General features: G+C 49.5%; 22 protein-coding genes. 5 read left to right on the top strand and 17 right to left on the bottom strand.

Features of this window, described 5'->3' with window-relative positions; genetic code table 11:
* The first annotated feature begins 254 nt into the window (after positions 1–254).
* Positions 255–635, top strand: a complete 381-nt coding sequence (locus tag ACDE64_RS02665; RefSeq protein WP_411348935.1) for a DUF3139 domain-containing protein — start codon at positions 255–257, stop codon at positions 633–635.
* Between the two features lie 497 nt (positions 636–1132).
* Positions 1133–3862 carry an aconitate hydratase AcnA gene (gene acnA / locus ACDE64_RS02660; protein WP_411348934.1) on the top strand — a complete coding sequence of 910 codons (2730 nt, stop codon included), beginning with the start codon at positions 1133–1135 and terminating at the stop codon, positions 3860–3862.
* Between the two features lie 158 nt (positions 3863–4020).
* Here acnA and ACDE64_RS02655 read toward each other — a convergent pair whose 3' ends face one another.
* Both ACDE64_RS02655 and ACDE64_RS02650 read right to left on the bottom strand, forming a co-directional pair.
* The gene (locus tag ACDE64_RS02655) at positions 4021–4626 is read right to left on the bottom strand and encodes a hypothetical protein (protein WP_411348933.1); all 606 of its coding nucleotides are present in this window, start codon (positions 4624–4626) and stop codon (positions 4021–4023) included.
* Between the two features lie 191 nt (positions 4627–4817).
* A complete protein-coding gene (locus ACDE64_RS02650; RefSeq protein WP_411345015.1) occupies positions 4818–5561 on the bottom strand; it encodes an IclR family transcriptional regulator in 744 nt (247 codons plus the stop codon).
* A 338-nt stretch (positions 5562–5899) separates the two neighbouring features.
* Between ACDE64_RS02650 and ACDE64_RS02645 the strand changes: the two genes are divergently transcribed.
* Positions 5900–7054: an alpha/beta hydrolase gene (locus ACDE64_RS02645; protein ID WP_411348932.1), complete on the top strand. Its 1155-nt coding sequence runs from the start codon at positions 5900–5902 to the stop codon at positions 7052–7054.
* A 428-nt stretch (positions 7055–7482) separates the two neighbouring features.
* On the opposite strand, the gene ACDE64_RS02640 is transcribed toward ACDE64_RS02645, so the two are convergent.
* The 11 genes from ACDE64_RS02640 to ACDE64_RS02590 form a co-directional block, all read right to left on the bottom strand.
* The gene (locus ACDE64_RS02640) at positions 7483–8733 is read right to left on the bottom strand and encodes an alpha/beta hydrolase fold domain-containing protein (RefSeq protein ID WP_411348931.1); all 1251 of its coding nucleotides are present in this window, start codon (positions 8731–8733) and stop codon (positions 7483–7485) included.
* A 540-nt stretch (positions 8734–9273) separates the two neighbouring features.
* Positions 9274–10167, bottom strand: a complete 894-nt coding sequence (locus tag ACDE64_RS02635; protein ID WP_411350217.1) for an SDR family oxidoreductase — start codon at positions 10165–10167, stop codon at positions 9274–9276.
* 36 nt (positions 10168–10203) lie between these two features.
* Positions 10204–11412 carry a GNAT family N-acetyltransferase gene (locus tag ACDE64_RS02630; RefSeq protein ID WP_411348930.1) on the bottom strand — a complete coding sequence of 403 codons (1209 nt, stop codon included), beginning with the start codon at positions 11410–11412 and terminating at the stop codon, positions 10204–10206.
* A complete protein-coding gene (locus ACDE64_RS02625) occupies positions 11409–12773 on the bottom strand; it encodes a F390 synthetase-related protein (protein ID WP_411348928.1) in 1365 nt (454 codons plus the stop codon). Before ACDE64_RS02625 ends, ACDE64_RS02630 begins: the two co-directional genes overlap by 4 nt.
* On the bottom strand, positions 12761–13699 hold the full coding sequence (locus ACDE64_RS02620; protein WP_411348927.1) for an MBL fold metallo-hydrolase: 939 nt from the start codon (positions 13697–13699) through the stop codon (positions 12761–12763). The genes ACDE64_RS02625 and ACDE64_RS02620 overlap by 13 nt, the downstream gene beginning before the upstream one ends.
* A 246-nt stretch (positions 13700–13945) precedes the next feature.
* Complete coding sequence (locus ACDE64_RS02615; RefSeq protein ID WP_411348926.1) at positions 13946–14947, bottom strand: NAD-dependent epimerase/dehydratase family protein; 1002 nt, start codon at positions 14945–14947, stop codon at positions 13946–13948.
* Entirely contained in the window at positions 14944–16398 is a 1455-nt protein-coding gene (locus tag ACDE64_RS02610; protein WP_411348924.1) for an ATP-grasp domain-containing protein, read from the bottom strand. The genes ACDE64_RS02615 and ACDE64_RS02610 overlap by 4 nt, the downstream gene beginning before the upstream one ends.
* Complete coding sequence (locus tag ACDE64_RS02605; RefSeq protein ID WP_411348923.1) at positions 16388–17386, bottom strand: beta-ketoacyl-ACP synthase III; 999 nt, start codon at positions 17384–17386, stop codon at positions 16388–16390. Before ACDE64_RS02605 ends, ACDE64_RS02610 begins: the two co-directional genes overlap by 11 nt.
* Before the next feature lie 95 nt (positions 17387–17481).
* Positions 17482–18342, bottom strand: a complete 861-nt coding sequence (locus ACDE64_RS02600) for a biotin/lipoate A/B protein ligase family protein (RefSeq protein WP_411345005.1) — start codon at positions 18340–18342, stop codon at positions 17482–17484.
* Between the two features lie 338 nt (positions 18343–18680).
* Complete coding sequence (gene murQ / locus ACDE64_RS02595) at positions 18681–19586, bottom strand: N-acetylmuramic acid 6-phosphate etherase (RefSeq protein WP_411348922.1); 906 nt, start codon at positions 19584–19586, stop codon at positions 18681–18683.
* Positions 19587–19693: 107 nt separating this feature from the next.
* Positions 19694–20656 carry an ROK family protein gene (locus tag ACDE64_RS02590; RefSeq protein ID WP_411348920.1) on the bottom strand — a complete coding sequence of 321 codons (963 nt, stop codon included), beginning with the start codon at positions 20654–20656 and terminating at the stop codon, positions 19694–19696.
* A 635-nt stretch (positions 20657–21291) separates the two neighbouring features.
* Here ACDE64_RS02590 and ACDE64_RS02585 point away from each other — a divergent pair.
* Entirely contained in the window at positions 21292–22425 is a 1134-nt protein-coding gene (locus ACDE64_RS02585) for a serine hydrolase domain-containing protein (protein WP_411348919.1), read from the top strand.
* Positions 22426–22508: 83 nt separating this feature from the next.
* Entirely contained in the window at positions 22509–23357 is an 849-nt protein-coding gene (locus tag ACDE64_RS02580) for a MurR/RpiR family transcriptional regulator (protein WP_411348918.1), read from the top strand.
* Positions 23358–23543: 186 nt separating this feature from the next.
* On the opposite strand, the gene ACDE64_RS02575 is transcribed toward ACDE64_RS02580, so the two are convergent.
* From ACDE64_RS02575 to ACDE64_RS02560, 4 genes are all read right to left on the bottom strand, one after another.
* Positions 23544–23711: a hypothetical protein gene (locus ACDE64_RS02575; RefSeq protein WP_411345000.1), complete on the bottom strand. Its 168-nt coding sequence runs from the start codon at positions 23709–23711 to the stop codon at positions 23544–23546.
* 313 nt (positions 23712–24024) lie between these two features.
* The gene (folE, locus tag ACDE64_RS02570; RefSeq protein WP_411344999.1) at positions 24025–24621 is read right to left on the bottom strand and encodes a GTP cyclohydrolase I FolE; all 597 of its coding nucleotides are present in this window, start codon (positions 24619–24621) and stop codon (positions 24025–24027) included.
* Positions 24622–24674: 53 nt separating this feature from the next.
* The gene (locus tag ACDE64_RS02565) at positions 24675–24950 is read right to left on the bottom strand and encodes a YneF family protein (RefSeq protein WP_411350216.1); all 276 of its coding nucleotides are present in this window, start codon (positions 24948–24950) and stop codon (positions 24675–24677) included.
* Between the two features lie 146 nt (positions 24951–25096).
* Positions 25097–26131, bottom strand: a complete 1035-nt coding sequence (locus ACDE64_RS02560) for an HD-GYP domain-containing protein (protein WP_411344998.1) — start codon at positions 26129–26131, stop codon at positions 25097–25099.
* Positions 26132–26207 lie beyond the last annotated feature (76 nt).

The following is a 26207-nucleotide window of genomic DNA, read 5'->3' as shown; positions in this document are numbered from 1 at the left end:
TTTTACAAGTTACAAGGATTCATACTGGTCGTATCGAGAGCTTGATAATGTTGCTATCTGGATAATGTTGCTGGATAGAAGAAATGTGAAACTGGATTGTCACTCCTGTTTGATGGAATATAGAATGCTGGATGAGCATATCCTCTTATTTACCCGACTACCCAATATCCACCCTATCTTTTGCCAAACTAACCTGCAAAGTTGAATATGCCTACACTATTTTTGTACCATTTACATAGGGAGGTGATTGGTATATGAAATGGATGAGCTGGAAAAGATGGAACGAAGAATATGAAATTCCGAAGGGGCTTCTTCCTTTTCTGAGTGGATTGGTTGCCGTTGTCATCATCGGCGGTTCCGCAGTATATGTCGGTCTGCATGGTAATCCGTTCAAGACATACGCGGTTGCGCATGAAGTAAAGCAATATCTGATTGAGCAAAAAGGCTATACCGCGAAGGACATCACCAGCGTACAAGGTGCGTATTCATTCAAAACAGATCATGATGCGTACACAGCAATGGTTGTTTTTCAAGATGAGCCGCACAATGTCTATGAGTATCATATCGTTGAGAATGAACATGCCATGAATGAACAGGTTCGGAATAACAAGCATATACATGGCGATCAAAATTAGATCAGACCTATACATATGTGCGCAACACTATACAGTGAGCCAACTATTCAATACAGCATGTACCGTTATTCATTTCAAAATAAGCCGCCGATTGTTAACGATAGTCAACTACGTACCGATCACGGCTCTACATAATAAGCAGAGAAGCTGGCAATCGCAACCAATCGATCTGTAAAGTCATTCGATGTGCCTTTCCAGCTATCCTTGTGTGTATCCAATCTGCAAAACAAAAACAAGTTCCTGTCGAATGAGGAACTTGTTTTTGTTTTGCCTGTTTTATGATGCAGGGAATCCCAATTTCTTCCCAAAAATAACTTTACGCGCCCCCATGTAAACGGTATACTTGTAGTAGTGGTTAATTTTGAAATCAAGTTTCATTCTACGGAACTTAGATTCTGTATATCCAGAATTATTTCCGCCGGATTGACTCTTTTTTCACCCATGTTTACTTTTTCCTGTAACTTGTAAAGCCGTATTTCATTCAAGGAGGTTCATCTATGTCCGTTAAAGATTCATTTTCCGTTGGCCGTGAACTGAAAGTGAAAGACAAAAGTTACCGTTATTTCAGCATTGAAGCGCTGAAAGATCAAGGTTTCACTAGCATCGACAAGCTTCCTTTCTCCATTCGCGTATTGCTGGAAGCAGCTGTTCGTCAATTCGATGGGCACGCGATCACTGAGGAGCACGTCAAACAACTCGCGGGATGGGCTGAAGGCCGTGAGGAAAAGGAAATTCCATTTATCCCTGCACGTATCGTATTGCAGGATTTCACTGGCGTACCAGTCGTAGTCGATCTGGCAGCCATGCGCGATTTTGTAAAAAGTCAGGGCGGCGATCCAAAGCAGATCAACCCGCTTGTACCGGTTGACCTGGTTATTGACCACTCCGTCATGGTAGATGCGTTCGGTACACCGGATGCACTTGAATATAATGTAAACGTTGAATTTGAACGTAATGAAGAGCGTTACCGTTTCCTGCGCTGGGCGCAAACGGCATTCGATAATTTCCGTGCCGTCCCACCATCCACTGGTATCGTTCACCAAGTAAACCTGGAGTATCTTGCCTCTGTCGCAGCAACCAAAACGGTTGACGGCGAAACGCAAGTATTCCCAGATTCCCTCGTTGGTACGGACTCCCATACGACCATGATTAACGGTCTGGGCGTTGTTGGCTGGGGTGTCGGCGGTATCGAAGCCGAAGCAGGTATGCTCGGTCAGCCGCTGTACTTCGTTATGCCAGAAGTTATCGGTTTCAAACTGACAGGCAGCCTGAGCGAAGGCGCAACTGCAACTGACCTTGCGCTGACTGTTACCGAAATGCTGCGTAAAAAAGGCGTTGTCGGCAAATTCGTCGAGTTCTACGGTCCAGGTCTGGGTAACATCAGTCTGGCTGACCGTGCGACGGTTGCCAACATGGCTCCAGAGTATGGCGCAACAATCGGCTTCTTCCCTGTCGATGACGAAACGCTGTTCTATCTGCGCAACACCGGTCGTGCTGACGATCAGGTGGAATTGGTAGAAGCTTACTACAAAGCACAAAACATGTTCCGTACAGCGGAAACACCTGATCCGACTTTTACTGATGTCATCGAACTGGATCTGGCTTCTGTTGTGCCAAGTCTTGCCGGTCCAAAACGTCCGCAAGATCGGATCGAACTGACTGATATGAAATTGAGCTACAACACTGCAATCCGTACACCGGTTGAATCCGGCGGCTACGGTCTGTCCGATGCGAAGATTGCCGAGAAGGTCAAAGTACAACATCCGAACGGCAAAACAAGCGAAATGGGCGCAGGTGCAGTCGTGATTGCAGCGATTACTAGCTGTACGAACACATCCAACCCGAGCGTTATGATCGGTGCAGGTCTGCTTGCCAAAAAAGCAGTTGAACGCGGTCTGACCGTGCCAGGCTATGTGAAAACAAGTCTGACTCCCGGCTCGCTCGTCGTTACCGAGTATCTGCAAAAAGCCGGCGTCGACAAATCGCTGGAACAACTCGGCTTCTACCTCGCTGGCTACGGCTGTGCGACATGTATCGGTAACTCCGGTCCATTGCCAGACGAAGTAAGTCAGGCAATTGCGGATAACGATCTGACCGTCGCTTCCGTGCTGTCCGGTAACCGTAACTTTGAAGGTCGTGTGCATGCTCAGGTGAAAATGAACTATCTGGCTTCGCCGCCGCTCGTTGTAGCTTACGCGCTTGCTGGTACTGTCGACATCGACCTGACTACCGACCCGATCGGACATGATCCGCAAGGTGAAGCAGTTTACCTGAAAGACATCTGGCCAACAGCTAAGGAAATTCGCGACGCAATCGCACTGTCGATCAGTCCCGAAATGTTCCGCAGCCGTTACGAAAATGTCTTCACTGCTAACAAACGCTGGAACGATATCCCTGTACCACAGGGCGAACTGTACGAGTGGGACCCGAACTCCACGTACATCCAGAACCCGCCATTCTTCGAAAGTCTGGCAAAAGGCATGAACGATATTCAGGATATTCGTCAAGCACGCGTACTCGCACTGATGGGCGATTCCGTAACGACCGACCACATCTCACCGGCGGGTAACATTTCTCCATCGTCCCCGGGTGGTCAATATCTGAAAGAACACAATGTCGAACGCAAAGACTTCAACTCCTACGGCTCCCGTCGTGGTAACCATGAAGTCATGATGCGCGGTACATTTGCCAACATTCGTATCCGTAACCAAGTGGCTCCGGGCACTGAGGGTGGCGTTACGAAGTACCTGCCAACTGACGAAGTCATGTCCATCTACGATGCCTCCATGCGTTACCAAGCAGAAGGTCAGAATCTGGTCGTTATCGCTGGTAAAGAGTATGGTACAGGTAGCTCGCGTGACTGGGCAGCCAAAGGTACCTTCCTGCTGGGCGTCAAAGCGGTTATTACCGAAAGCTTTGAACGTATCCACCGCAGTAACCTGGTTGGTATGGGCGTTATGCCACTGCAATTCCAAGAAGGCTACAGCTGGAAGCAGCTCGGTCTGAACGGTACGGAAGTATTCGATATCGTCGGTCTGAACAACGATGTGAAACCGGGTCAAACGCTGACTGTTACCGCGACACGCGAAGACGGTACAACATTTGAATTCCCTGTTACCGTTCGTCTGGACAGCGCGGTTGATGTTGATTACTACCATAACGGTGGTATCCTACAAACGGTTCTGCGTCAAATGATGAAGAACGCCAACAAAGGTGAAACGGTATAATCTACCGCTCCTTCTGGCATTCACGATACAATAACGAAAAGCCCGCTGCTCCTTTTGGAGTCGGCGGGCTTTTATTTGCTTATTTATGAAAATGACATATACATTATATACGAGCAGTAAATGTACTATAAAAAGCATACATACGAAATGTCCTTAACTTAGGATACACGTCGATGATGCCGACGGCGATACAACCAGATCCATACGACGAGACTGACTACAATACCCAAGGCAATCACAAGACGAAGTCGCTGTCCGACCAATACGTGATTGCTGCCGGGCAATACAGGACGCGGGTCACCGAGCTGCGCCAGATCGGATTGGGCATCGGCAGTCGTATAGACAGCATTACCGATACACAGATCCGTTTTCAACTCGCCTTGCTGTGTGTGGGCGTAGACAAGATAGCTTTTCTCCTTTTCAAATACATAGCCACAAGCCGAAGATTCACCACTCGTTACGACGGAAGTCTGTTCATGTACATTGTCCGTCCACGCCTGTTTCACCTTAAACGTATACAACAGCGGCTGATGTTCAGACGCCGATATCGTTTGCCGCACATCGGTCATCTGACCAGCAAATACAGTGTCTGCGTACTTCATTTTGCCAGCCACATCCAAGGTCTGGGCGCAGCTACACGCATATGCAGGCTTGGCAGTATACAGGGGGGATAGGCTGATAAGCAGGAGAATCAGAATGCCGAACCATTTGAGAATAGGCGATGATATAGGCGTCGTCCATATTCGATATATAGCTGAGAACATAACAAGAGCAACCTCCCCTCTATTTGTACGTTTACTTTAAACACACATGATAGACGAAAATGTTGCTCTTGATCCAATATTTAACATATTTATGTTTCTATTCCTTGCTGTTAGCATTACATCCATACGTATTATCATTACATCTGCGGGTATACGCATTGGTATAGTTCTTACTCTATTCACCGTGTTACTTATCGCAGCTTAATGCCCATATCATGCGCAACCTCAATCAGGATGGGCGCATACTCATGTAGTTTGTCCAGCGATAATCTGCTCACTGGGCCGGATAGCGATAATGATGCACGCAGTTGTCCTGCGCTGTCGAATACAGGCACAGCAACTGCTGCTGCTCCCGGTTCTCGCTCCTCATAGCTGGTGGAATAGCCGCTTTGCTGCACTTCCTCCAGCTGCTGACGGTATAGCACCGGATCGACGCTTGGCGGCCATTCGGCGGTACTTAGAATCTGCTCGCGCTCCTGATCCCCGGAAAAGGCGACCAGCACTTTGCTAGATGCGCCGACAGTCAGCGGCAAGCGCGCACCGACTGGAGCGACGCGGCGGATTGCCTGATTGCTCTGTACTGCTTGAATGCGCAGACGCTCGGCACCATCGCGGATGTACAAACTGATCGTCTCGCCCAGCCGATCACGCAGCTGCTCCATATCGGGCAGCAGCATGGTCGCAGGATCATCGCTCTGAGACAGGTGGGTCGACAGCTCCCAGATTTTGATTCCCAGTCGGTATTTATCTGTCGCGCTATTACGTACAACGAAGCCTCGTTCCTCCAGCGTAGCGAGCAGACGGTGAACGGTGCTTTTGTGCAATCCGATTTCCGAAGAGATTTCGGTGAGTCCCAGATCGCCGGAGCGGGTAAAACAAAGTAGTATATCAAGCGCACGCTCTACAGCGCGTACGGTTAATTTGCGGTCTTCCATTGCATTCGCCTCCATTGGCTGTTCATTATTGTGATGGCTGTCCTTGATTCGGCAGCCTTTTGCCATCTTCCTGCGATTGCCGTATGATCATAAGTATTCCTGTTGTGCCGTAAAGTCGTATATCATTTAGTTTCACTGAATGAAACCTGGTTACATAAATTATATCGAAGCTACCTGTAAAGGTAAAGAAAAATAGGACGATATTATAGTGTAATCTTCATCAGGTATAGTGGAGTCTGAAACAAGTCTTTGCTACAATGAATGATTATGAAAATAATTCTGTTGCTTCATATGATGCTGTAGAGTATTACTTTTTACTATTTTTCAGGAGGGGCCTTATGTCTACAACTCTCGAGCCGAATAACGAGACCCCATCATCCGAACGCGAAGAAACGCCGATTGTGCTGACGCGGCAATTACGCTTCAAGCATATTATTATCGCTTTTTTGCTGTCTATCGTATTTTTCTTTCTGTTTTGCTTTGTCGCATTGCATGCGTATATTGCGTGGGTGCTGTCCAATCCGACCGTAGCCAGCGTCTATTCCAATCCGATGCAAGCGAAAAACATGGCGTACGAAGACATTACATTTCCTGCCCGTGATGGCAGCCGGATGATGCAGGGCTGGTATATTCCGGCTGAAACCAAGTCCAGCAAAACGATTATTTTCAGCCATGGGTATGGCGCGAATCGTGAAGAAACGTGGATTCCGATGTACGATCTCGCCCATTACGCCCATCGTCTGAATTTCAATGTCATTATGTTCGACTATGGCTTCGCCGCCAAGACGAACAAAGAAGTCGCAACTGGTGGCAAAAAAGAATCTCAGCAATTGCTAGGCGCGATTGATCTGGCGAAACAGCGCGGTGCACAGGAGCTGGTCGTATGGGGCTTCTCCATGGGAGCCGGAACCGCACTGCAAACGGGTCTGCTGACCGATCAGGTGGATGCGATGATTCTGGATAGTTCCTTCCTGCTAGAACCGGATACGCTCTATTATAATATCCGCCAACAGTTGGATTTGCCGCAGCATCCATCGATTGAGATTTTGGAATTTCTATTGCCGCTCGTTAACGGTACTAGTCTGAACCAGATTCCGTATCAGCAGGTAAAAAGCAAAGATTATCCGTTCCCGATCTTCTTTATTCACGGGACACAGGATAGCAAAGCGCCGTACCAGATTGCCGAACTGCTCGCCTCGCACCAGACCAATCCCAATTCGGAAGTCTGGATCATCCCGGGAGCGCATCATGAATTGGAGTTCCGGGAACATCCACGCGAATATTTGCGTAATGTATCCAACTTCCTGAGCAATCTGAATCTGGCAGGCGAGGATGAAGTGAACAACGAACCGATGCTGAACGATTCTTCGGGCAATACTGATACGGACCCAACAACTGACTCTGTACCTATTCCAGCATCCGAAGCGGAAAAACAATCACAGTCGGAGCAAAGTACGAACACAGAGGAAAATAGCAGCAATCCAACGGAATAACGTTACGACGTAATCGCCGTATGATGCAGTTGCTTTGACAAATGAATGCATGGATCATGCTAATGAAGCTAATAGTGTAGTGTTAATAGGGAATTACAGAATACAATAGGACGATGTAGCCCAAGATTCATCAGTCGCCTACCTTATATCCATTAGCAAAAAGCGCTCATTCCCGAGGGGAGTGAGCGCTTTTTCTAGTATGCTTGTGTTTACTAATATACTTATCGTGTTTGCTATGATGTTTGCTGTAATGCTTATCGTGTTTGCTGTGTTTACTATAATGCTTATTGTTTTTTGTGACATGTTTCCTGCGATACTTACTGTGTGTAGCGTGTTGCTTATTGTATTAAGAACGTATCTGCTCTATCTGACATATTAGAACATCTAATATTCAGTACATGAGAGCATTCGCTGTATCAGCTACACTTTTATTTTACATACTGATCCATCCAAGTTAGCAAAAACCGCTGCTGAGCCAGCGTACCCACTGTGAGTGTGGACAATCCATCTCCAGTCTGATGATCCAGAAATGGTAATTCGATATAGCGGGTAACGATACCTTGGGCAGCAATCTGTGTGGCAAATTCCGCCACAGGTCCCGGCAGCACCAGATGATCCCGACTGCCTTGAATGATCAGAGTCGGTGGTGCCTCCTTGCTAATATGAGTCGATGGGGAGACAAATGTGTAGCGGTCGGGATACTGTGACGGTGTACCGCCGACATAACTCTGCCCAACCGTATAGCCAATCGCAGATTGCTGCTGAGCGACGACCATATTGACGACTGGATACAGCCCGGTTACCGCTTGAATATGCGGCAGGTCGCTGCTATTGCCGCAGGTAGGCTGAAGCGTGCCATTGTTGGACATATACGCCGCATTGATCGCCAGATTACCACCTGCTGAATCGCCGAATATACCGACTCGGGACATATCCAGTGGGTACTCTTGTGCACCCTTCGTATTCAGCCAAGTGAGCGCACAACCTACATCGCCCACTTCGGTATTCCATGTATGCTGCTGCGTATTCGCAAGCCGATAATTCACATCCATTACAGCATACCCGTGATCTGCCAAAAAGCGATTGTAGGCAGTTGGTGCTTTGCCACCGGATGTAAATCCACCGCCATGCACACGCACGACAACTGGTACGTCGCTATTGTCTGTCTGCGCTGGCAAATATAGATCTGCCTGTAACGGCGTCCCGTCCGGCTGACCAAATGTAATGCTCTGATCCGGCTTGCCCCATGACTGCATCTGCATATTCGCTGGCGCCAAGGCATACATGCCTCCACCTTCCCGCGCAACGGTAACGACCAGACTGACATACGTAATGATACTAACGATAAACGCTACTGCACATAACGTCGTCACAATGCGTAACCAGCGATGTTGACGTCGGAACCACCACATGAGCAGTACGAACAGGACGAGCGGGATGAATGTATACACGATATTATAGACGCCCATGCCATCACGAATAATGGACACGGTAAGAATGACGGTCTGCACACTACCGATTTGTAGAGCAGGTACCAGCCACGTTGTCGGGATGACCGCCAGTAGCTGGGCAACAATTCCCCATAATGCCAGCAATCCAGCAAATAGTAAAATTATCGTTTGTGCAGTGATGCGAAGTATTGAAGTGAATGGATGAGTACGACGAGCTGGAATGATCATATCAAGTTCCTCCTGAATATAAAAAAGTCTGATACCGACTTTTCAGCCAGCATCAGACTTGGGTGTACGATGTATAGGGATATCCATATCCTGCTGCACCAATAGGATTGCAGCTATGAAGCAATCAAAGCATGATGTGTGCCATCTAGCGGCATATATTTATAAAGTGTTGCGTAATCAACTGATTGGGTAGTGATCATTATGTGATCATCGTATTCGTTGCATCGTCTTGGTCGTTGCGATCATTTCAGGAAGAATGCTTCAGTGTCATCGCGGCGTGAGCGGAAGATTGTACGCAGTGCTCGCAGTGACCATTTAATACGTATTTGACGTGTTCCAGTACGTTTTGAATTTCATGTCCACACTTGTTACATGCGACGTGTTTTTTGCTGTTATATGTGTTATTCAATGTTCTCACCTTTGTGTACAGAAGTTTTTACAAATCGGGTAGATTACTGGGATGCTGATGCCAGTCAGCTTCTCAGGCCCATTGTAGTATTAACCTATGCAGCGGTAATCTAATCACGGAATAACGTATTTTTAACGTAATACGCGCTGGATAATATACTCCAGCAACCAAGCAGGCAATAGGCGACGCGCCCAGATCAGCAGTCCACTGCCCTTGCCAACAGAATAACGTAAACGCGGTCGTTTCGTCTGTACAATGCGAGCGATGAGATCGGCAACCTGCTGCGGATGCGGAGCGTGTTGGGCAGAGTGGCGAGAATAATCCAGTATTTTGTTCAGCTGTCGTTCGTAAGGAGACGATTGATTCTGTGCACCGGTCTGAATATCCTCTAATCCTTTGTTCCAGATCGCCGTTCGGTATGCTCCCGGCTCGACCAGCACTACAGCAATGCCAAATGAAGCCATCTCATGACGCAGACTTTCGCTAAATCCTTCAATGGCAAATTTGGATGTCGCATACGGCGCATATCCTGGAAAAGCAGCAATGCCGCTCACGCTGCTCATATTGATAATCTGCCCGCTACGCTGCTCCCGCATCATCGGCAACACTTCACGAGTAACCGCGATTAGTCCAAACACATTACTTTCCAATTGCGCCCGCCATACTTCCATAGGTACATGCTCGATAAAGCCGCCGACAGCATAGCCAGCATTATTAATCAGCACATCCAACCGTCCATACTGCTGCCTCACAACATGTATCGCTTCCGCAATAGATTCCGGCTGTGTGACATCCAGACGCAAACAGTGAATATGGTTCTGTACGCCTGCTTGCTGTGCCTGCTGATCCAGCTCTGTTCTACGGGATAGGTCACGCATCGTAGCGATTACTTGCCAGCCCTGCTGTGCCAGTGTGATCGCTGTCAGTAGTCCGAAGCCGCTGGAACTGCCAGTAATGAGTACAATGCGTTTCCTATCGGTTGATGAGTGATTCCGAATCGCTTGCTGTGTAGACGAAGCTGACATCATATCCCTCCCTGACACATCATTTTCGTGAACTGCTTACAATTTGAGCTTATGAATGAGGGGTACGCCGATCCGGTATAGTAGCTGCTCCAGCATCCACCAGCAGCAGCGTATCGGCAATGCTCGTCCTGCATCATATACGGCAGACACTTCCAGCGCACCATATGCTCCGCGATTGCGTTTGAACTGACCGACACCGGAGCTTTCATGCAGCAGATCGCCGCGCTCTGTTGCCAATTCGATCAGCAGCACCGACAGCATCCGATACAGCCCGGTTTCCGCTGGTAGCAACGTATCGTAACCGAACAGGGGCGTCGTCATCACGCCATCCCGGGCAAAAAAGCCTAGAATCGCGTCCAGCCGACCTTCTGTGCGCAATCCATACAATTGCAACGTCCCCTGCTCCAGCGCAAGTTGTAGAAAATCCGTTGTAAATTGCGGATTATGTATCGAGTATTTCTCAATGTATAACATCTGGTACAACTCTAGCATCCGCGGAATATCATCTGCATTCCATTCATCCGGGCGCACAACGGTGTAATGGAAAGTGTCCATCAGCTTGCGGTCGCGCTTGATGATCCAGCGCGCCTTGGAAGGAATGGTCGCAGGATGTAGCAAATAAATCTGACGGCTTGGAATGAAACGGCTGCCCATATTGTGCAGCGTATGCCAGAGTGTAGGCGTAGTCACTTCATTGAGCGAGCGCCAGATGATCACATGACGCGGATAACGTTCGTTAACTGCCTGTTGTACTTTTTCAATCTGCACTTGGTTAAGTGTCGGATACAGATTGGTGGATAGTAGCCAGTTGTTGATCTGCACCACTCTGTTCATATGCACTGCCCGCAAGCATGTGCCAAGACCACGTAGCAGCAGGGACAACCCCTTTTCCAGCCATGGCTTCTTTAACATACTCAGCTCCTGCCTTGCATAGCTGGCGTAATGCGTATACGGAGAGCAGACGTAGGAATTGTCGTATTGTGCATCATTGACTGTAACCGGCAGAGGAATGCCATCTACCGTCACAATAAGCAGCTCTGTCTGCACATTGGCGAACATGGACAGCGTACCGTGTTCCAGTAGCGGCAGTAGATAGCTACGTGAATATTCACCATATTCGTTATCCTGCCAGACGATTTCGTGGCGACTGTCCCGATCATACCAGCGAATATCTACACTGACTTCATCCGAGCATGCACATCGATCGTCAGAACGATGATCCATCGTTGTTCTCGAAGCGTTCATATATGCCAGCCTCTCTCTACCCTGCGTAATTTGACCGGTCCAGGTACAAAATCATACTCGCTGAACATCAACTGCGGCACCTGTCCGCCAAGCCCTGTACATAGCTGCTCTATCCGCTGCCGGATCGTTTGCTCTACCTTGCCATCCATCCCCTGCGGCAACACATACGAGATTTCCAGCCGATCCACATCATGCTGTACCGCCCGATAATGCTGAATATCCGGCGACGCCGCAATAATCGCCCTTGTCACCAGATCAGGAAATAACGGGATATACTTCTCATCCGCCCCCGTTTCATCTGCCTGTCTATCTGAATGTCGTTGCGGCAAAGGACGAATATACAAAATATCATCATACCGCCCTTCAATCCTCTCAATTGCCGTATATACCGATCCACACGCACACGCCTCCGCCGCTTCGGTCAAAATATCATTCAACCGGTAACGCACAATCGGCTGCGCTCTCCGCGAAAAGTCCGTAATAATCGGCATAAAACGCCGCTGCTCATCGTCGATATACTCCTTCTCGATATGCACCACGTCCTCGTTCAGATGAATGGTGCCATGCTCGCAGCTCGTGCCGAGAAAACCTTCGGTACATTGATACACCTGATGTACCTTTTGCCGGAAGGTCTGTTGGATGTACTGGCGATCCAGCGGGTCCAACACCTCGGCAACCGAGATCAGCTTGGACGGCTGAACAGTCAGCTTGCCATCCTGTGCCGCTTCTGCCAGCATCCGCAGCAGTGAAGGCGGCGCAACCCAGATGTCCGCACCATACTGCTGCATATCCGCAATATGCCGCTCCATCGGTAGCGTCAGATCGAAGTAGCGAAACTGCAAGCTCCCCCGTTGTACCGATTCATACAGATTACTATTCGCCCGCAGGAAAAAGGCAATTCGATGCCGCTCCCGCAAGCTGCCCGGTAGCAGACGCGCCAGCACATTACCTGTCCACGCATCCTGCTCCTGTGGACTCACGAGAAAGATGCCGCGATTGCCCGATGTACCGGAAGACAGCCCAATCGTCACCCCGTTCCACACCGGTGCAAAATCCCGCGTTTGCTCCGCTTGCTGCGCCGTATGCAGCGCCTGCTCACGCGTAATGCCAATCGTATTCAGCAGATCGAAATGCTCCATCATACTACGTTTGTCAATCAATGGGAAGTCGCGCCACTCTCCATCGCTCATCCCATTCCAGAGCCGCCGATAAAAAGGAGAATGTGCTCGCACCCACTGAATATGGCGCTGTACCTGCCGCTCTTGCCAGCGCTCTAGCGCCTCACGGCTGTTCCAGCGCTTACTCCGTTGTCTCGTTTGCCAGTAATGATACACAATGCGCAGCACACTCATTTCAGCCATCTCCCTCCCCATGTTGCCAGCGCTTCCCGGCAATGGGTTGGTACGATCCGCAGCTGTGGATATTTCAGATGCCAGCGACGCAGACGATCCATATTGCTGCGGAACTGCTGACGATTGGACATGATCAAGCCCGCCAGCAGATGCGGACGACGATTCTCAGCAAACGCGCGACTGCTCCAGACCGTATCTGCACAGAGCAAGTACGGCTCACCGCCCGCATGCAGCAGCAGACCGATCATTCCCTCCGCATGCCCAGACAACTCTAACGCACGAATGCTGCCGTCGCCGAACACATCATAATACGGCACACCAAGATCCGGCAGCACAGAAGCCGCCACACCAAACGGAGTAGTCAGTGGAGAAATGTCCAGTATATTGGCAGCATGGTTCCGTTCCTCCAACGGTCGCTCATGATCGTATTGCAGATCGCTGCGAGTAAACGGCAAGGATCGCTGTTCAAAATCATCTGGCAGCAATCCTGCCAAAAATCCTGCTTTGACCGCCTTCCACGTATTCAGCCGTTTCACCGCCGCATACGATTCATGCAAATATATAAATTGCGCATTCGGAAAGTCTCGTGCCGCCGCAATATGATCCCCGTGAAAATGCGACAAAATCACATACCGAATCTCGTCCGTACACACACCAGCTTCCTGCTCAAGCTGCACGCTACTATGATCCTGCTCGGTATACACAACCGGAGTCAAATAACGATACAACGCCTGCGGCAACCTGCGTGTCTCCTCGAAAAAGCGCATACTGTACCCGGTATCGAACAAAATCATGCCATGCTGTGGATGCCGAATACAGGCAAAGCCTGCCGGAAATGCCGTCGGACGCCATGTTCCACCACGAATCGTCAAGATCTCTGGATGTGTGCAATAACCCGCAGCACCAAGCCACAGGGACACATTGCTATGCTTCATGGAAACTGCACCTCGCTCTCCATTGGAATAATCGCTCCGTCTGTATTCATCTGCTTGCATGCCATCGTTGAATAGATGACTCAATTTAGACTTCCATGTCTGTGTACAACTATGTTTTTTCTCGGTATGACTGTGCTACTCTTACTGTTCTTGTTGTTGCTGCTGGTGTTATTTTTACTGTTGCTGTTCTTGCTGTTCTTACTATTGTTGCTCTCGCTGCTATTGTTGCTCTTATTGCTCTCGCTATTACGATTGAGAGTTACGTTTCCACCAATCTGCATATCGCTGCAACCCCTCGTCTACGCTAACTGTCGGTGCATAGCCCAGTTCTTGTTGCGCCCGGCTAATATCCAGCGTATGCGGCACTGCAATCGAGCCGACTGTATACCGTGTGAGTGCCGGTTCACCAGACAGTGGCAAGATCCGATACATCGTCTCTAGCATCGCCGCTACACCGTAGGCGACTTTGTAAGGAACTTTTTTCGTACGTAGTGGAATATCCAGCAGGGCAAATAACCGCTTTACCAATTGTTCAAAAGGCATCGCTTCGCCATTGGAAATGTTGTACACCTGTCCTAGCGTGGATGTTGGAGAATCGCAACAGAGCAGCATCACATCCAGCAGATTATCTACATACGTCAGATCAATCTCCGCTTGCCCACCATTGAGCAGCGGCACACCAGATTGCGCATTCGTACGCAGCAAACGCGGCAATAATGCCTGCTCACCCGGTCCGAAGATCGCGCGCGGTCGCAACATAATGACCGGCAATTCCTGCTCACGACGATATCGTTTCAACAATTGCTCCGCTTCCAGCTTGGTCGCCGCATAATGATTGGCAGACTGCTCTGGCAGCGGATCGACTTCCGAGATCATCTGACGCTCACGATAGTCAAAATACACACTTGGCGTCGATACATGCACTAGCCGCTTCACTCCGGCAGAGATACACCCATCTGCTACATGTGCTGTGCCTTCTACATTGCTACCGTAAAAATCACGATATTTGCCCCACGGCGACGACAACGCGCCACAATGGAATACATACTCCTGCCCGCGACACGCATCTATCATCCGCTGACGATCCCGCAGATCGGCTGCTACAAAATGAATGCCTGCCGCCGCCAACTGCTGCCCGACCTGTTCATTGCGTCCCGTCGCTGTAACGTCCCAACCGATACGCGCCAGACGATATGCCAGATGACTACCGAGAAATCCAGTGGCGCCTGTTACAAGTGCCTTGGTCATACGTCGCTCCTTTCCGGTGGCTGCCCATTCCATTCAATATCATGCGTCAGCGCTTGCGTCACCGTAATCTGTTCTCGTCTGCTAATGCGAACCACCGCCAATACCAAAGCAAACTGTCCGAAAAATGGCATCATATCCTGCCAGCGAAATACCGCATCCTGTGCGCCTTTCATCGCCTTGAGCCATTCCTTCCATTGCCTGCCGCTCCAGCGCCGTCCCCAGCCGCTTGTCAGCATCGGCAACGTTAGCATCACCCGTCTGCCCGGCTGCGGCGTGATTACCTTCCCTTGCTCCACTAACAGCTGCGGCGCTACAATCGCCATATCCAATCCATCTGCGCCAGTAAACAGGTGAATACCACTGGTCGCCCGCGGATTGCATTCGATCGGGTAAAGCTTGCCTGTCTGTCGCTCCTGAATCAGATCAAAGCTCAGTTGCCCGCTAAATGTACGTGCTGACAAAGTACGAATTGGTGATTCGCTTGCTATGGATGCGTCCGCGTTATTCGTTTGATGAGGGACAGATGACGAATCAACCGAACAAGCTTCCTTATTCCACTGCTGCACCAACTGCTGTACCCATACCAGCGTATCTGGTCGATCTAACGCTTCAAAATGCACGCTTGCTCCCGCTTCGCTGCTACGATAACGACTCTGGTAGGTCGCGTGCGCTACAATGGTTCCTTCATATACGATACTGTATGTACATAACTGCTCTCCCGGCACGTAAGCCTGCGCGATCCACGGTTCCTGTTCCGACAGACCGTCTGGCGCTGCAATAACAGCGGATGGCGACCGTTCGTTCTGCTCACCTGCACTTGCTGGATCATCTGTCATATCCTGTGCAGGCATGATCACTTTGGAAGCGAAGCGCGAATACGCAGGCTTGAATACAAGCGAACGAGACGTATACACAGATGGTAGATCCGACGCTGCATTCAAATCTTGGACGGAGCAGGATGCCGCCAACAGACTGCTCCACTCACCATGCTGTACCTTTTCCCACTGCTGTCTATTGTGGATCACCATCGTATCTGGTGCATCCAATCCAGCAGCATGAACGAGCCGAATAAACTCGCCCTTGTGATGCAGAGACTGTAGCATCGTTGCTGGTGGAACTAGCACCTCGCACACCTGACGCAACTGCTCCAACCCATGCGCCACATAGAAAATCTCCTCACATGTCGGCACCAGTATATCGATCCGCTGCTGCTTCACAATCCGCATCAGCTCTTGTATATACGCCTGCGGCTGTTGGCGTGGCGGTGGTACAACGAAGCTTTGACGTACCGCTTTTGAACGGGCGCAGAGCTGCTGTGGCAAGCTTTCGGCAACATCCACTGTATGCCCTGCCTGATGTAGCAAACGCGCCAGCTCCAGTGTGACAGGAGCACGTCCCCCAGTTAGCAAAATAGTTCGTGGTGTCTGAGCAGAAGCATGATCAGTAATCAAGCACCATGCCCCCCAGCGACAGACCAGCGGCGGTGCCAATCAGCAATATGCGATCCCCGCGACGAATTCGATTTTGTACAATTGCCTCATGCAGTCCCATCGGAATCGAAGCTGCAATCGTATTGCCGTGGTTCGGCGTAATATTCATAAATTGTTCCTCACCGATGCCTAATTTCTTGCGCATCAGACGCATTGCCATCGCACTACCCTGATGTGGAATGACCAGCTTGAAGTCATCCATTTTCGTTTGCGCACCAGTCAGCAATTCGTTCATGAAGTTTGGCAGTAGCTTGGATGCCATTTTGAAAATACCATGCCCGTCCATCTGAAACAGATACGCATCAGACGCATTGCGTTCATCGCCCGGCGGGAACCGTGTACCGCCGCCCGGAATTTCCGAATACCGCGCGCCACGACTGTACGTATGCAGCGATGTATGCACAATACCGGACGTCTCATCCGGTGCTGATGGACCGATAACGACCGCTGCGGCTCCATCACCAAACAATACAGCGCTTTCCTTATGACTCCAATCCAAGCCTGCCGATGCCACTTCAGTCGCCACTAGCAATACATGACGATAACGTCCGGCTGCAACCATATACGATAAGGTATCCAATCCGAATACGAAGCTCAGACAGGTGCCGTCGATATCAAACGCCGGTACACCAGAGTCCTGCTGCCCTAACGCCTGCTGGATAAACGACGCTGTGCTCGGTAGCGGCTGCTCCTTCGTGCCGCTCGTACACACAAGGCAATCGATATCGTCAAATGTCAGCCCTGCCGCTTGCAGTGCCGCCTTCGCCGCTTCCGCTCCCATGTACGAAGCCGTCTCGCCTTCGCTCACATAATAGCGCGTTCCAACACCACCCGCTTTGGCTGCCCAGCCAGCCTGCACCCCAAGACGAAGATCAACCTGTTCATCTGTAACTGCCGTGGATGGCATATATTTGCCTGTACCCAAGATCTTTACTTTTCGATGCTGCATAATGATCCCTCAAATCTATAAAATACTTGTCTATTTGTGTGTATGTTCTCTCTGTCCATGTTGTTCTCTATCTACATATACAAAACAGGTTTCGCCTAATCGTCATACCGACTACGCAGCTCTTGCATCGTTTGCTGTACTTCTTGCACATCCAATACGCCGTTCGTCGATTGTAGTTTCGCCAGTTGACCGTGATTCAACAGCTTTTGCAGTTCCTCCATATAACTCTCCACTGATGGCACACCTGCCAATTCGTCCAAGCCGCCCATTGTGCCAGAACGAACGATCGGATACTGTTTGTCCGCATCTTCCGGTCCCGCTGCCAGATCATAGAAGCGGCGAATCTGCGCTGCCAGCTCATCGCCATGCCCATTTACAATCACAAAGGCAGTAATCATATACGCCTTGGATTGGCGACGCTGCGCAATACCGCAAAACTTGCGTCCATGAATACCAATATCATAATCCCCCGGGCAAAAGGCACCTTCTACCTCGCCAGTCTGCACGTTCGTTGTCCACGGATGCACCGCCCGACTGATCCACTCTGCCATAAAACGAAAATCATCATGAATATTAATTCGGCTACGCGGATTTGGCAGCATAATCGACAGATTGAGAATACCACGATGCAGCGGAACAGCTGCGCCACCGGATGCCCGCACTGCTACCGATGTACCTTCCTGCCGGAATTGCTCCATTGCCTGTACCGCTCCGCTCAAGCGGCGATCGCGCAAGCCGATCGTCATCGCATCGCTGTGTGTCCACATATGAATAACAGGCGGATGACCAAGTCCGACCTTGCGGCACATTAGCTCCTCCCATGCCATCGGCTCCAATATGGATACATCGCTGCCCAGCAGCGGTGTTTTGTACCAGATCGCTTGCTCCAATCCTTCCGGCACGGTCGATAGTCTGTACCGTTCCTCTCCCTGCTGCTTATACTGCTGTTCATCCATTACGCTGTTTCCTCCTGTCTTTGGCGGCATGATGTCTGCTGTATGCTGCACTTTTTTCGCTGAGTTGATCTGTTCATTATACCAGTTTTTACAATGATGTTTTTACAATACAGCACATATTCTGTAACCTCTCCACGGATGAGAATGGTTGCATCTCATTAAGACACATGGGCAAAGTATAACAAAAAAGACCGCTTGATCCGCAGGGACTGCGAACATCGAGGTCTTATGCCAGATGATGATTGGTGAGCTTATTGGTGTTGCTTCCTATCCTTTATTCATAACAAGTGTGATCAAAGTTACTACATAACGTTCATGCGCTTGCTGACACCTATAGATTACGTAATCCGCTGTACTGCTTTGCCGATATTACCATTCGTTTGCGCCAGCAGTTGTGTCGCTTCCTCCGCAGCCACGTCCAGCAAAATCATCACAATTGCCGTTTTCATATGCCCGCCTGCTTCTACATATACGCGCTCTACTGTCTGCTCATTCGCATCTGTTGCCAGCATAATCAGCCGCTTCGCTCGATTCACCAGCTTTTCATTAGTGGGCTGCATGTCGATCATCAGGTTGCGATACACTTTGCCGCTACGAATCATACTGGCAGTTGTCAGCATATTGAGAATCATCTTTTGCGAGGTACCTGCTTTCATACGCGTGGAGCCGAGTACCACTTCGGGACCTGTGACCGCTTCGATCATCACATCGGCATAAGAACCCATTTCGCTGCCCGGATTGTTGCTAATGCCAACGACTGCTGCGCCTTGTTCGCGCGCTTCCATCATCGCTCCGATGACATACGGCGTACGTCCGCTGGCGGCAATACCGACCAGTGTATCGTTGGAGCGAATCTGTGCCGCAAGCAAGTCGCTGCGACCGAGCGATACATTGTCCTCCGCCCCTTCCACTGCCGATTGGATTGCTCGTTGTCCGCCAGCGATAAGACCGACTACCTGCTGCGGATCGGTTCCATACGTCGGCGGACATTCGGCAGCATCCAGTATACCCAATCTACCGCTGGAACCTGCACCTACATATAACAGTCGTCCACCTTGTGCAAACCGCTCCACAATCAAATCGACAGCAGCAGCAATATGCGGAATACATGCCTCCACCGCTGCTGGAACGAGCCGATCTTCCCGATTAATCATATGCAAAATACCTTCAGTGGATTGTTCATCAATATGGATCGTACGTGGATTTTGCTGCTCTGTTACCAGTTGTCCGATAGGCGGTTTCATGGCATTCAACTCCTTTGGGATTGGGAATACTATATGTTCAATGACATCAGCTTCAATCAGATCGATTCCAATATGATCAACGAATGGAATATTACATTCGCACACATTTACAAAAATAACTGCGGTGCTACCAACAAGGCTGCTCCGTAACATGGCGATTGATGCAATGAAACAACCTGCATGTCAGGATATTCACTATGCAGATAGTGCAAACACGTATTGCGATACCAGTCAGAGCGAGTGAACATCGACCCGCTCACCGTAACAGCGCTCTGCTGCAATTGCTTATGTTGGTTGTACAACGTCATAATGAATCGCGCCATATCGTGAGCCGCATCCGTCACAATCTGCTGCGCCAGCGGATCGCATTGCTCTGCGGCATGCAGACAACAATGAGCCACTGCTGCGATATGCTGCTTTCCTATATCTAGGTTGTACACAATGTCGCGCAGTTGCGATGGAACGTCTACACTATAATGAGCCAGCACCTCCGCCGTAAGTCGGGTGGATGGCAATATGCCGTCATAGCTCAGCATAACCGTTTGCAGACAGCGCAGCCCGATGGCATACCCACTGCCCTGATCACCAAGAATATGACCCCAGCCGCCGATGCGCACCCGTTCCCCTGACGGCATGATACCCAGTACAATGGAGCCGGTTCCAGCAATCGCAATGATTCCGTGTCGTGTACGATTCGACGCCAGCAGTGCAATCTCCGCATCATTTATGACCTGAATCGGGAATACAGCCGCATCATGATGCAGTCTAGCTATTGGCTCATAATGCTCACACCAACGTGAACGAATCGCCGCTGCCGCTCTCTCGCATTCTTCCGCTGTATACACTCCAGCGATGCCAGCACCAATTCCGATACAATGATGCTGTTCCAGACCGTACGCTGTCAGCAAACGAAAGATCGTATCCATCACAGCATCTGCTTCATTTCCATGCAGAACGGACTTCGGATTACCTGCCGCACCGTGCATGCTGCCAATCAATTGACCGTCCGTCTGCCAAGCCATGACTTCCGTCCTCGTTCCACCGCTATCCACGCCCAGCACGAACTGCATATCCTCATCCTCTCCGTATATGTAAACTAAAATAACGTTGCTCACTCGTTCATTCATTTTACAGATACCAGCATATTTCCAGATTCGAATAATTGCTTATATTTTAGTGCACGACTTGCTGTTTGTAAAATAAAATTTTATGTATATTGCTCTATTTTGATACGATATGTACAGCTCTATTTTAAACAGTGTCAACATTTCTCTCTCTCCATCCTCTACCTTTCCCATTCTATAATCAATTCTTCTATTAGACTGCATGTATATCTATTATAATAACTATATATCTTGAAATTTTATTTCAAAAACACACTGAATATTCTATGTATCTAACACTAACAGCCACTTAATCCCGCTACTCGCAATACGCCTATTTACATCCCACCTATTGTTCAGCCTATAATCTCACCTACTTACCTTTGCCGAAATTATGCCGAAATTCATACATTCCTTCTAAAAAATTCGCTTTTTTCTGCAAAAAGTTCATGATCTGTCTATCCAGATATCCCCTTCATGACGTATCATACGTTTAATACGATAAAATATAATGTCAAAACGTAAATTTACATCACATATAACCAACATCATGATCCGATCTCGTTCATCCTCATTCTGATCTCACCAGAAAGGAGCCTCCCATGTCTCAACATCAGTCGCACCACGAATACATTCATTATAGCGAGCTGCTTGAATCATCTATGAACACTGCCGAGCTGGATCAGATCTGGGAACCGCTACGGCATGGTATGCAGGATAAGCTAATTCCGGGTGCGTCTGTCGCCATTAGCTATCGCGGACATCAACTGCATTATGCCGGTGGCTGGGCAATCGATACGCCAGATCAACATATTCGCACAGATATACATACTCTGTACGATTGCGCCTCGCTAACCAAAGTGATGATTACGCTACCATTGATTTTACATTTATGGTACAAAGGGCAGTTAGATCCAGATGATTCCATTTCCCGCTATCTGCCAGAAATGAATCATCCGCCGCATCATATGATCACGATCCGGCAACTCCTGTCACACTCATCCGGGCTGCCAGCGATCGCAGATTTCGCCCAGCGTCCATGGACAGTACAAGATGCAATTCAACAAATTGGGCAGATGAAGCTGCAATATAAGCCGGGAACACAGCGGATCTACAGCGATCCGGGCTTTATGCTGCTGGGGCACCTCTTCACAGTGATCACTGGAATGTCGTTGGAGGAAGGCGCAGCGCAGTATATTTTCCAGCCTCTCCATATGCCAAATAGCTGCTTCCGCCCTGAACCGTCACGGATACCGCGCATCGCTGCAACGGAGTACGATGCTGTAACTGCCGCGTATTTGCAGGGCATCGTTCACGATGAGAATGCACGCCAACTCGGCGGTATCGTCGGGCATGCTGGTCTCTTCGCTACTGCGGATGATGTATTAACCTATGGGCTTGCATGGCTGCATGCATCACACGATGCTGATTGTCGCGAAATCAAGCACGCCGCCATTCAGCGGCAAACGCCCCAGTTGCCTCATGTACACCGTGGACTTGGCTGGGTGCTGGATGGCGATGAGATGGATGTATCCGGTGGAGCTTTGTCATCGTCTGCTTACGGGCATACCGGTTTTACCGGCACCAGCCTGTATATCGATCCAGAGTGCGAACTTGTAGTTGTCCTGCTCACCAATCGTGTCCATTACGGTCGGCAGCGTTCCATCCAGCAGTTACGCCGTGATTTCCATAGCACGCTTGTCAGCGTACTGGATCAGCTATCCTCCTTGGTATAACTTGCTGCACATGTGCATATCGTATATGAAGGCTTGTACATGAAGGCGCTTCACCTATCCTCTCCGGCAAAGGAGCAATGATTATGAATGGCGGATTAGTTCGATTACGGGAAATTATTCATACGATCACCCCATCCGAGCGCAAAGTCGCAAGCTTTATTTTGGAGCAACCGCAGCGGCTCGTCGGCATGTCAGTCGCACAGCTTGCAGAGCAGAGCGGCGGCAGTCAGGCAGCCGTCATCCGGCTATGCAAATCTGCTGGCTTCAAAGGATATCAGGAGCTAATGCTCAAAGTCGCCGGTGATTTGCAGGAACAGAGCCAGTCGCAGAGCGGATATCAGGAGATCAACCCGGATGATTCGATTGAGCGTATTATCGAGAATGTATCTGCCAACAACATTCAGTCCATCCGCGATACAGTGAAAATCCTCAATCCTGCCAGCATTGAGCAAGCAGTTCAGGCATTGCTGGATGCGAAGCGCATTTTCTTCTTTGGCATTGGTGCTTCCAATCTGATTGCTACCGATGCCCAGCATAAGTTTCTACGGATTAATAAAACCTGCTTCGCCTTTGCCGATGCGGATCTGCAATTGATCTCCTCAGTCATGCTCACCCCGGATGATACCGTCGTAGGCATCTCCTATTCCGGTAAAACGCCTGTAACGGTAGAGTGTATGAAGATCGCTCGGGAAGCGGGCGCACGCACGATCTCCATTACCCGCTATGGCAATACACCAGTCGGCAATCTAGCAGATATCCCGCTGCACATCTCCTCCACCGAAAATGAAATTCGCAGCGGCGCTACGTCCTCACGCATCACTCAATTGAATGTGATCGATATTCTGTACCTTGCCGTCGCCAGCCGTGACTACGAACAATCCGTCACCTATTTAGAGAAGAGCCGTAATATCGTACGCAAAAGCAAACGTTGATCATGATGCACTTCATGTGGAATATTATATGCTTCATGCCGAATGCGGAGTGTTGAATGTTGAGTGTTGAACAAAAAGGGCAGTCCCACGATTTCGTAGGACTGCCCTTTTTGTTGTGTTAGATGTCATTCCAAAGATGAATCATCGCCGGATGCAGCTACATCTGTTATTCCATCGCATATCGCTTCAGTCGTACAGACCAAAACGCTGAACCAGCTCGTTGATTTTCGCACGAACGATCAGATCCGAATTGTTGCGGTTGTTCATCACGAGGCAAACTTGCTTAATAAACTCGCTTTTGTTCTCGTCCGTCATTTCCAGCAGACGTTGATCAAGCTTTTCACGAATATCCATGTGCTTCCCCTCCGTACGTTAATTTTCTGATCGGGTATAGCCTTGGATCAGATGATAAAAAGTCTTCTTTCAGAAAAGTCTAATACAATGTGGCATAAGGAAGCAACTATATTTGCCATTGACATTCATCGTATTGCGCCAAAAGCGGTGTAGCCGCTCTTGTTTCTGTTTCCGATGCTAACAATAAAAAAAAGAACGATCCATAACGGATCGTTCTCTGGGCTTGCGAATCATCGCTTAGTATCGTTCACTTCTGCACCGGTTCAACTACCTGAATATATATTACTTGATTCAAGCAGCCGTCACGTTGTCATTAGTGTTCTTTGATGAGCGATAGAAATTCTGCACGTAGCGGAGCATCATTGCGGAAGCCGCCACGAACAGCGGAAGTGATCGTTTTGCTGCCCGGCTTTTTGACGCCGCGCGCGCACATGCACAGATGTTCGCCTTCCACGACGACCATGACGCCGGTCGGATGCAGCACTTCATCAAGAATATCAGCGATCTGCGATGTAATTCGCTCCTGTACTTGCAGACGACGGCTAACCGCCTCTACCAGACGGGCGAATTTACTCAGACCAGCGATCTTCCCGCTTGGTACGTAACCGATATGCACTTTTCCGAAGAACGGCGCCATATGGTGTTCGCACTGGCTGTAATACACAATATCCTTCACAATGACCATTTCCTGGTGATTCTCGTCAAACGTAACGCCTAACGCCTCACGCGGATCTACGCTGTATCCAGCAAAAATCTCCTCATACATACGTGTAACCCGTGCCGGTGTCTCTAGCAACCCTTCACGCTCTGTATCCTCACCGATCAGGTTCAGGATTTCTTTGATATGGTATTCAATCTGTTCGCGGTGTTCACCAACATTCAGATTGGTATAGTCCTTAATGCCAGCCATGCTGACCTCCTTCCACACTCAGGGTCTTCATGTACTGACGCCTGTCATGTTGATTATCTTCTGCGTTTGCCTTGATTGCCGCGTCCCATTGGAGGCATTTGTGGCTTGCCGCCTTTTTGTGGAGTGCCGCCGTTTTTCATCATTTGCTGTGCTTGCTGCATTTGCTTGGCATTCAGGTTGTAGCCCATTTGCTTCGCCATTTTTTGCAGCATTTGCGGATCGCCTTGCATTTTCTCAAGCTGTTTGCGCAAATAGTACGCACCGATAAAGAATCCCCCGACAAGACCTACAATCAGAGTCACAATCGGTATGACCCAGTTCCACCACATCATAAAGCCACCCCTGTATATTCATTGTCGTTCGTTCACGGAAAAGCGCCTTCACTTTCCCTGCCAATTCAGGCATGAACAGCAATTATCATACCATTTTCAGATAGGGACAGGCAAACATTTTCGGAACGGTTTCATCTGTTATGTTAATTCATGACCGCTTCGACAAATACGGTCGTAGCGCTGGCTAGATCAATCTCCTTAATCTCCAGCGCATCGCCGCTGCCGTTAACGATGCGAACGACCGGACGACCCGGCAATCCACGGTGCTGACGCACGACTACACCAGATTCGCGCGTAGATAGTCGGACGCCTGTCCCATTTGGATACACCGACACAATCCGGTTGAACTCGATCAGCAGTTGACGGTCAAGCCCGCTCTCCGACAATGCCATCATCTCCTCGCACGCTTCATGTGGCAACAAGCCTTTGCCACCTTGTTCCTTATCGGCGATCAGATTGTCGTACGTATTGGCAATTGCCACGATACGGGCGTACCGATGAATCTCTTCTTCCGGCAATCCACGCGGCTGACCGCTACCATCCATCCGTTCATGATGCTGAAGAGCAACGTGAGCGATCATCAGATTGAATTCGCGTTTGGATTTTAAAAGTTCAAAGCCGCGCCACGTATGATGCATACGTGAGCCGGGAATACTATCCAGCATCCCCGAACCACCCAGCTTGCCAATATCGTGCAGCAGTGCACCAATCGCCAATTCACGAAGCTGTGCTTGATTGAGTCCGATATTCATGCCGATAATCGCCGATAACAGGCACACATTCATCGCATGCACATAAGCGGCATTATCCGCCGTACGAATCTCGGTCAATTGCACTTGTACTTCACGCGCACCGACCACATCCTCCAGCAACGCGTCCACACTAAGCGCAATCCGCAGCGGATGCCATTCCTTACCGGAGCGCAGCGCATCGAATGTATCGCTCATCTCGCGGATCATTTGCTGCTTCGTCTGCTCGCTCAGAATTTCTTCTGGCTCGACATCGGCATAATTTTCGTCCCGGATATACAGCATCGTAACCCCGATTCGGTTGAGCGTGTTGATCATAAAGACAGTAAGCTGAACGCCGACCGACAGCAGAATGGTGCCATTGCCGGAGTAGACGGATTTTGCCAGATATTGACCGGTTTCCACATTTTCGATACTTACATATCTCATTCAACATCCCCCTTTATTCACAACATGAATTGGGATTACGATTACAGCTCCGTTACATGATTCGCCGCATGTAGCA

Origin of the sequence: Paenibacillus sp. WLX2291 (genome assembly GCF_046603665.1) — a bacterium.
Lineage (GTDB): Bacteria > Bacillota > Bacilli > Paenibacillales > Paenibacillaceae > Saccharibacillus.
This window is presented reverse-complemented; position numbering and strand designations above follow the sequence as displayed.

Excerpts from the sequence above, each read along its gene's own strand:
- ACDE64_RS02560 (WP_411344998.1), bottom strand. The coding sequence starts at position 26,131 with ATGAGATATGTAAGTATCGAAAATGTGGAAACCGGTCAATATCTGGCA.
- ACDE64_RS02620 (WP_411348927.1), bottom strand. The coding sequence starts at position 13,699 with ATGAAGCATAGCAATGTGTCCCTGTGGCTTGGTGCTGCGGGTTATTGC.
- ACDE64_RS02585 (WP_411348919.1), top strand. The coding sequence starts at position 21,292 with ATGTCTCAACATCAGTCGCACCACGAATACATTCATTATAGCGAGCTG.
- ACDE64_RS02650 (WP_411345015.1), bottom strand. The coding sequence starts at position 5,561 with ATGGAAGACCGCAAATTAACCGTACGCGCTGTAGAGCGTGCGCTTGAT.
- ACDE64_RS02590 (WP_411348920.1), bottom strand. The coding sequence starts at position 20,656 with ATGCAGTTCGTGCTGGGCGTGGATAGCGGTGGAACGAGGACGGAAGTC.
- ACDE64_RS02605 (WP_411348923.1), bottom strand. The coding sequence starts at position 17,386 with ATGCAGCATCGAAAAGTAAAGATCTTGGGTACAGGCAAATATATGCCA.
- ACDE64_RS02665 (WP_411348935.1), top strand. The coding sequence starts at position 255 with ATGAAATGGATGAGCTGGAAAAGATGGAACGAAGAATATGAAATTCCG.
- ACDE64_RS02645 (WP_411348932.1), top strand. The coding sequence starts at position 5,900 with ATGTCTACAACTCTCGAGCCGAATAACGAGACCCCATCATCCGAACGC.
- ACDE64_RS02575 (WP_411345000.1), bottom strand. The coding sequence starts at position 23,711 with ATGGATATTCGTGAAAAGCTTGATCAACGTCTGCTGGAAATGACGGAC.
- folE (WP_411344999.1), bottom strand. The coding sequence starts at position 24,621 with ATGGCTGGCATTAAGGACTATACCAATCTGAATGTTGGTGAACACCGC.
- ACDE64_RS02565 (WP_411350216.1), bottom strand. The coding sequence starts at position 24,950 with ATGTGGTGGAACTGGGTCATACCGATTGTGACTCTGATTGTAGGTCTT.
- murQ (WP_411348922.1), bottom strand. The coding sequence starts at position 19,586 with ATGAAACCGCCTATCGGACAACTGGTAACAGAGCAGCAAAATCCACGT.
- ACDE64_RS02625 (WP_411348928.1), bottom strand. The coding sequence starts at position 12,773 with ATGGCTGAAATGAGTGTGCTGCGCATTGTGTATCATTACTGGCAAACG.
- ACDE64_RS02640 (WP_411348931.1), bottom strand. The coding sequence starts at position 8,733 with ATGATCATTCCAGCTCGTCGTACTCATCCATTCACTTCAATACTTCGC.
- ACDE64_RS02580 (WP_411348918.1), top strand. The coding sequence starts at position 22,509 with ATGAATGGCGGATTAGTTCGATTACGGGAAATTATTCATACGATCACC.
- ACDE64_RS02630 (WP_411348930.1), bottom strand. The coding sequence starts at position 11,412 with ATGAACGCTTCGAGAACAACGATGGATCATCGTTCTGACGATCGATGT.
- acnA (WP_411348934.1), top strand. The coding sequence starts at position 1,133 with ATGTCCGTTAAAGATTCATTTTCCGTTGGCCGTGAACTGAAAGTGAAA.
- ACDE64_RS02655 (WP_411348933.1), bottom strand. The coding sequence starts at position 4,626 with ATGTTCTCAGCTATATATCGAATATGGACGACGCCTATATCATCGCCT.
- ACDE64_RS02615 (WP_411348926.1), bottom strand. The coding sequence starts at position 14,947 with ATGACCAAGGCACTTGTAACAGGCGCCACTGGATTTCTCGGTAGTCAT.
- ACDE64_RS02635 (WP_411350217.1), bottom strand. The coding sequence starts at position 10,167 with ATGTCAGCTTCGTCTACACAGCAAGCGATTCGGAATCACTCATCAACC.
- ACDE64_RS02600 (WP_411345005.1), bottom strand. The coding sequence starts at position 18,342 with ATGGATGAACAGCAGTATAAGCAGCAGGGAGAGGAACGGTACAGACTA.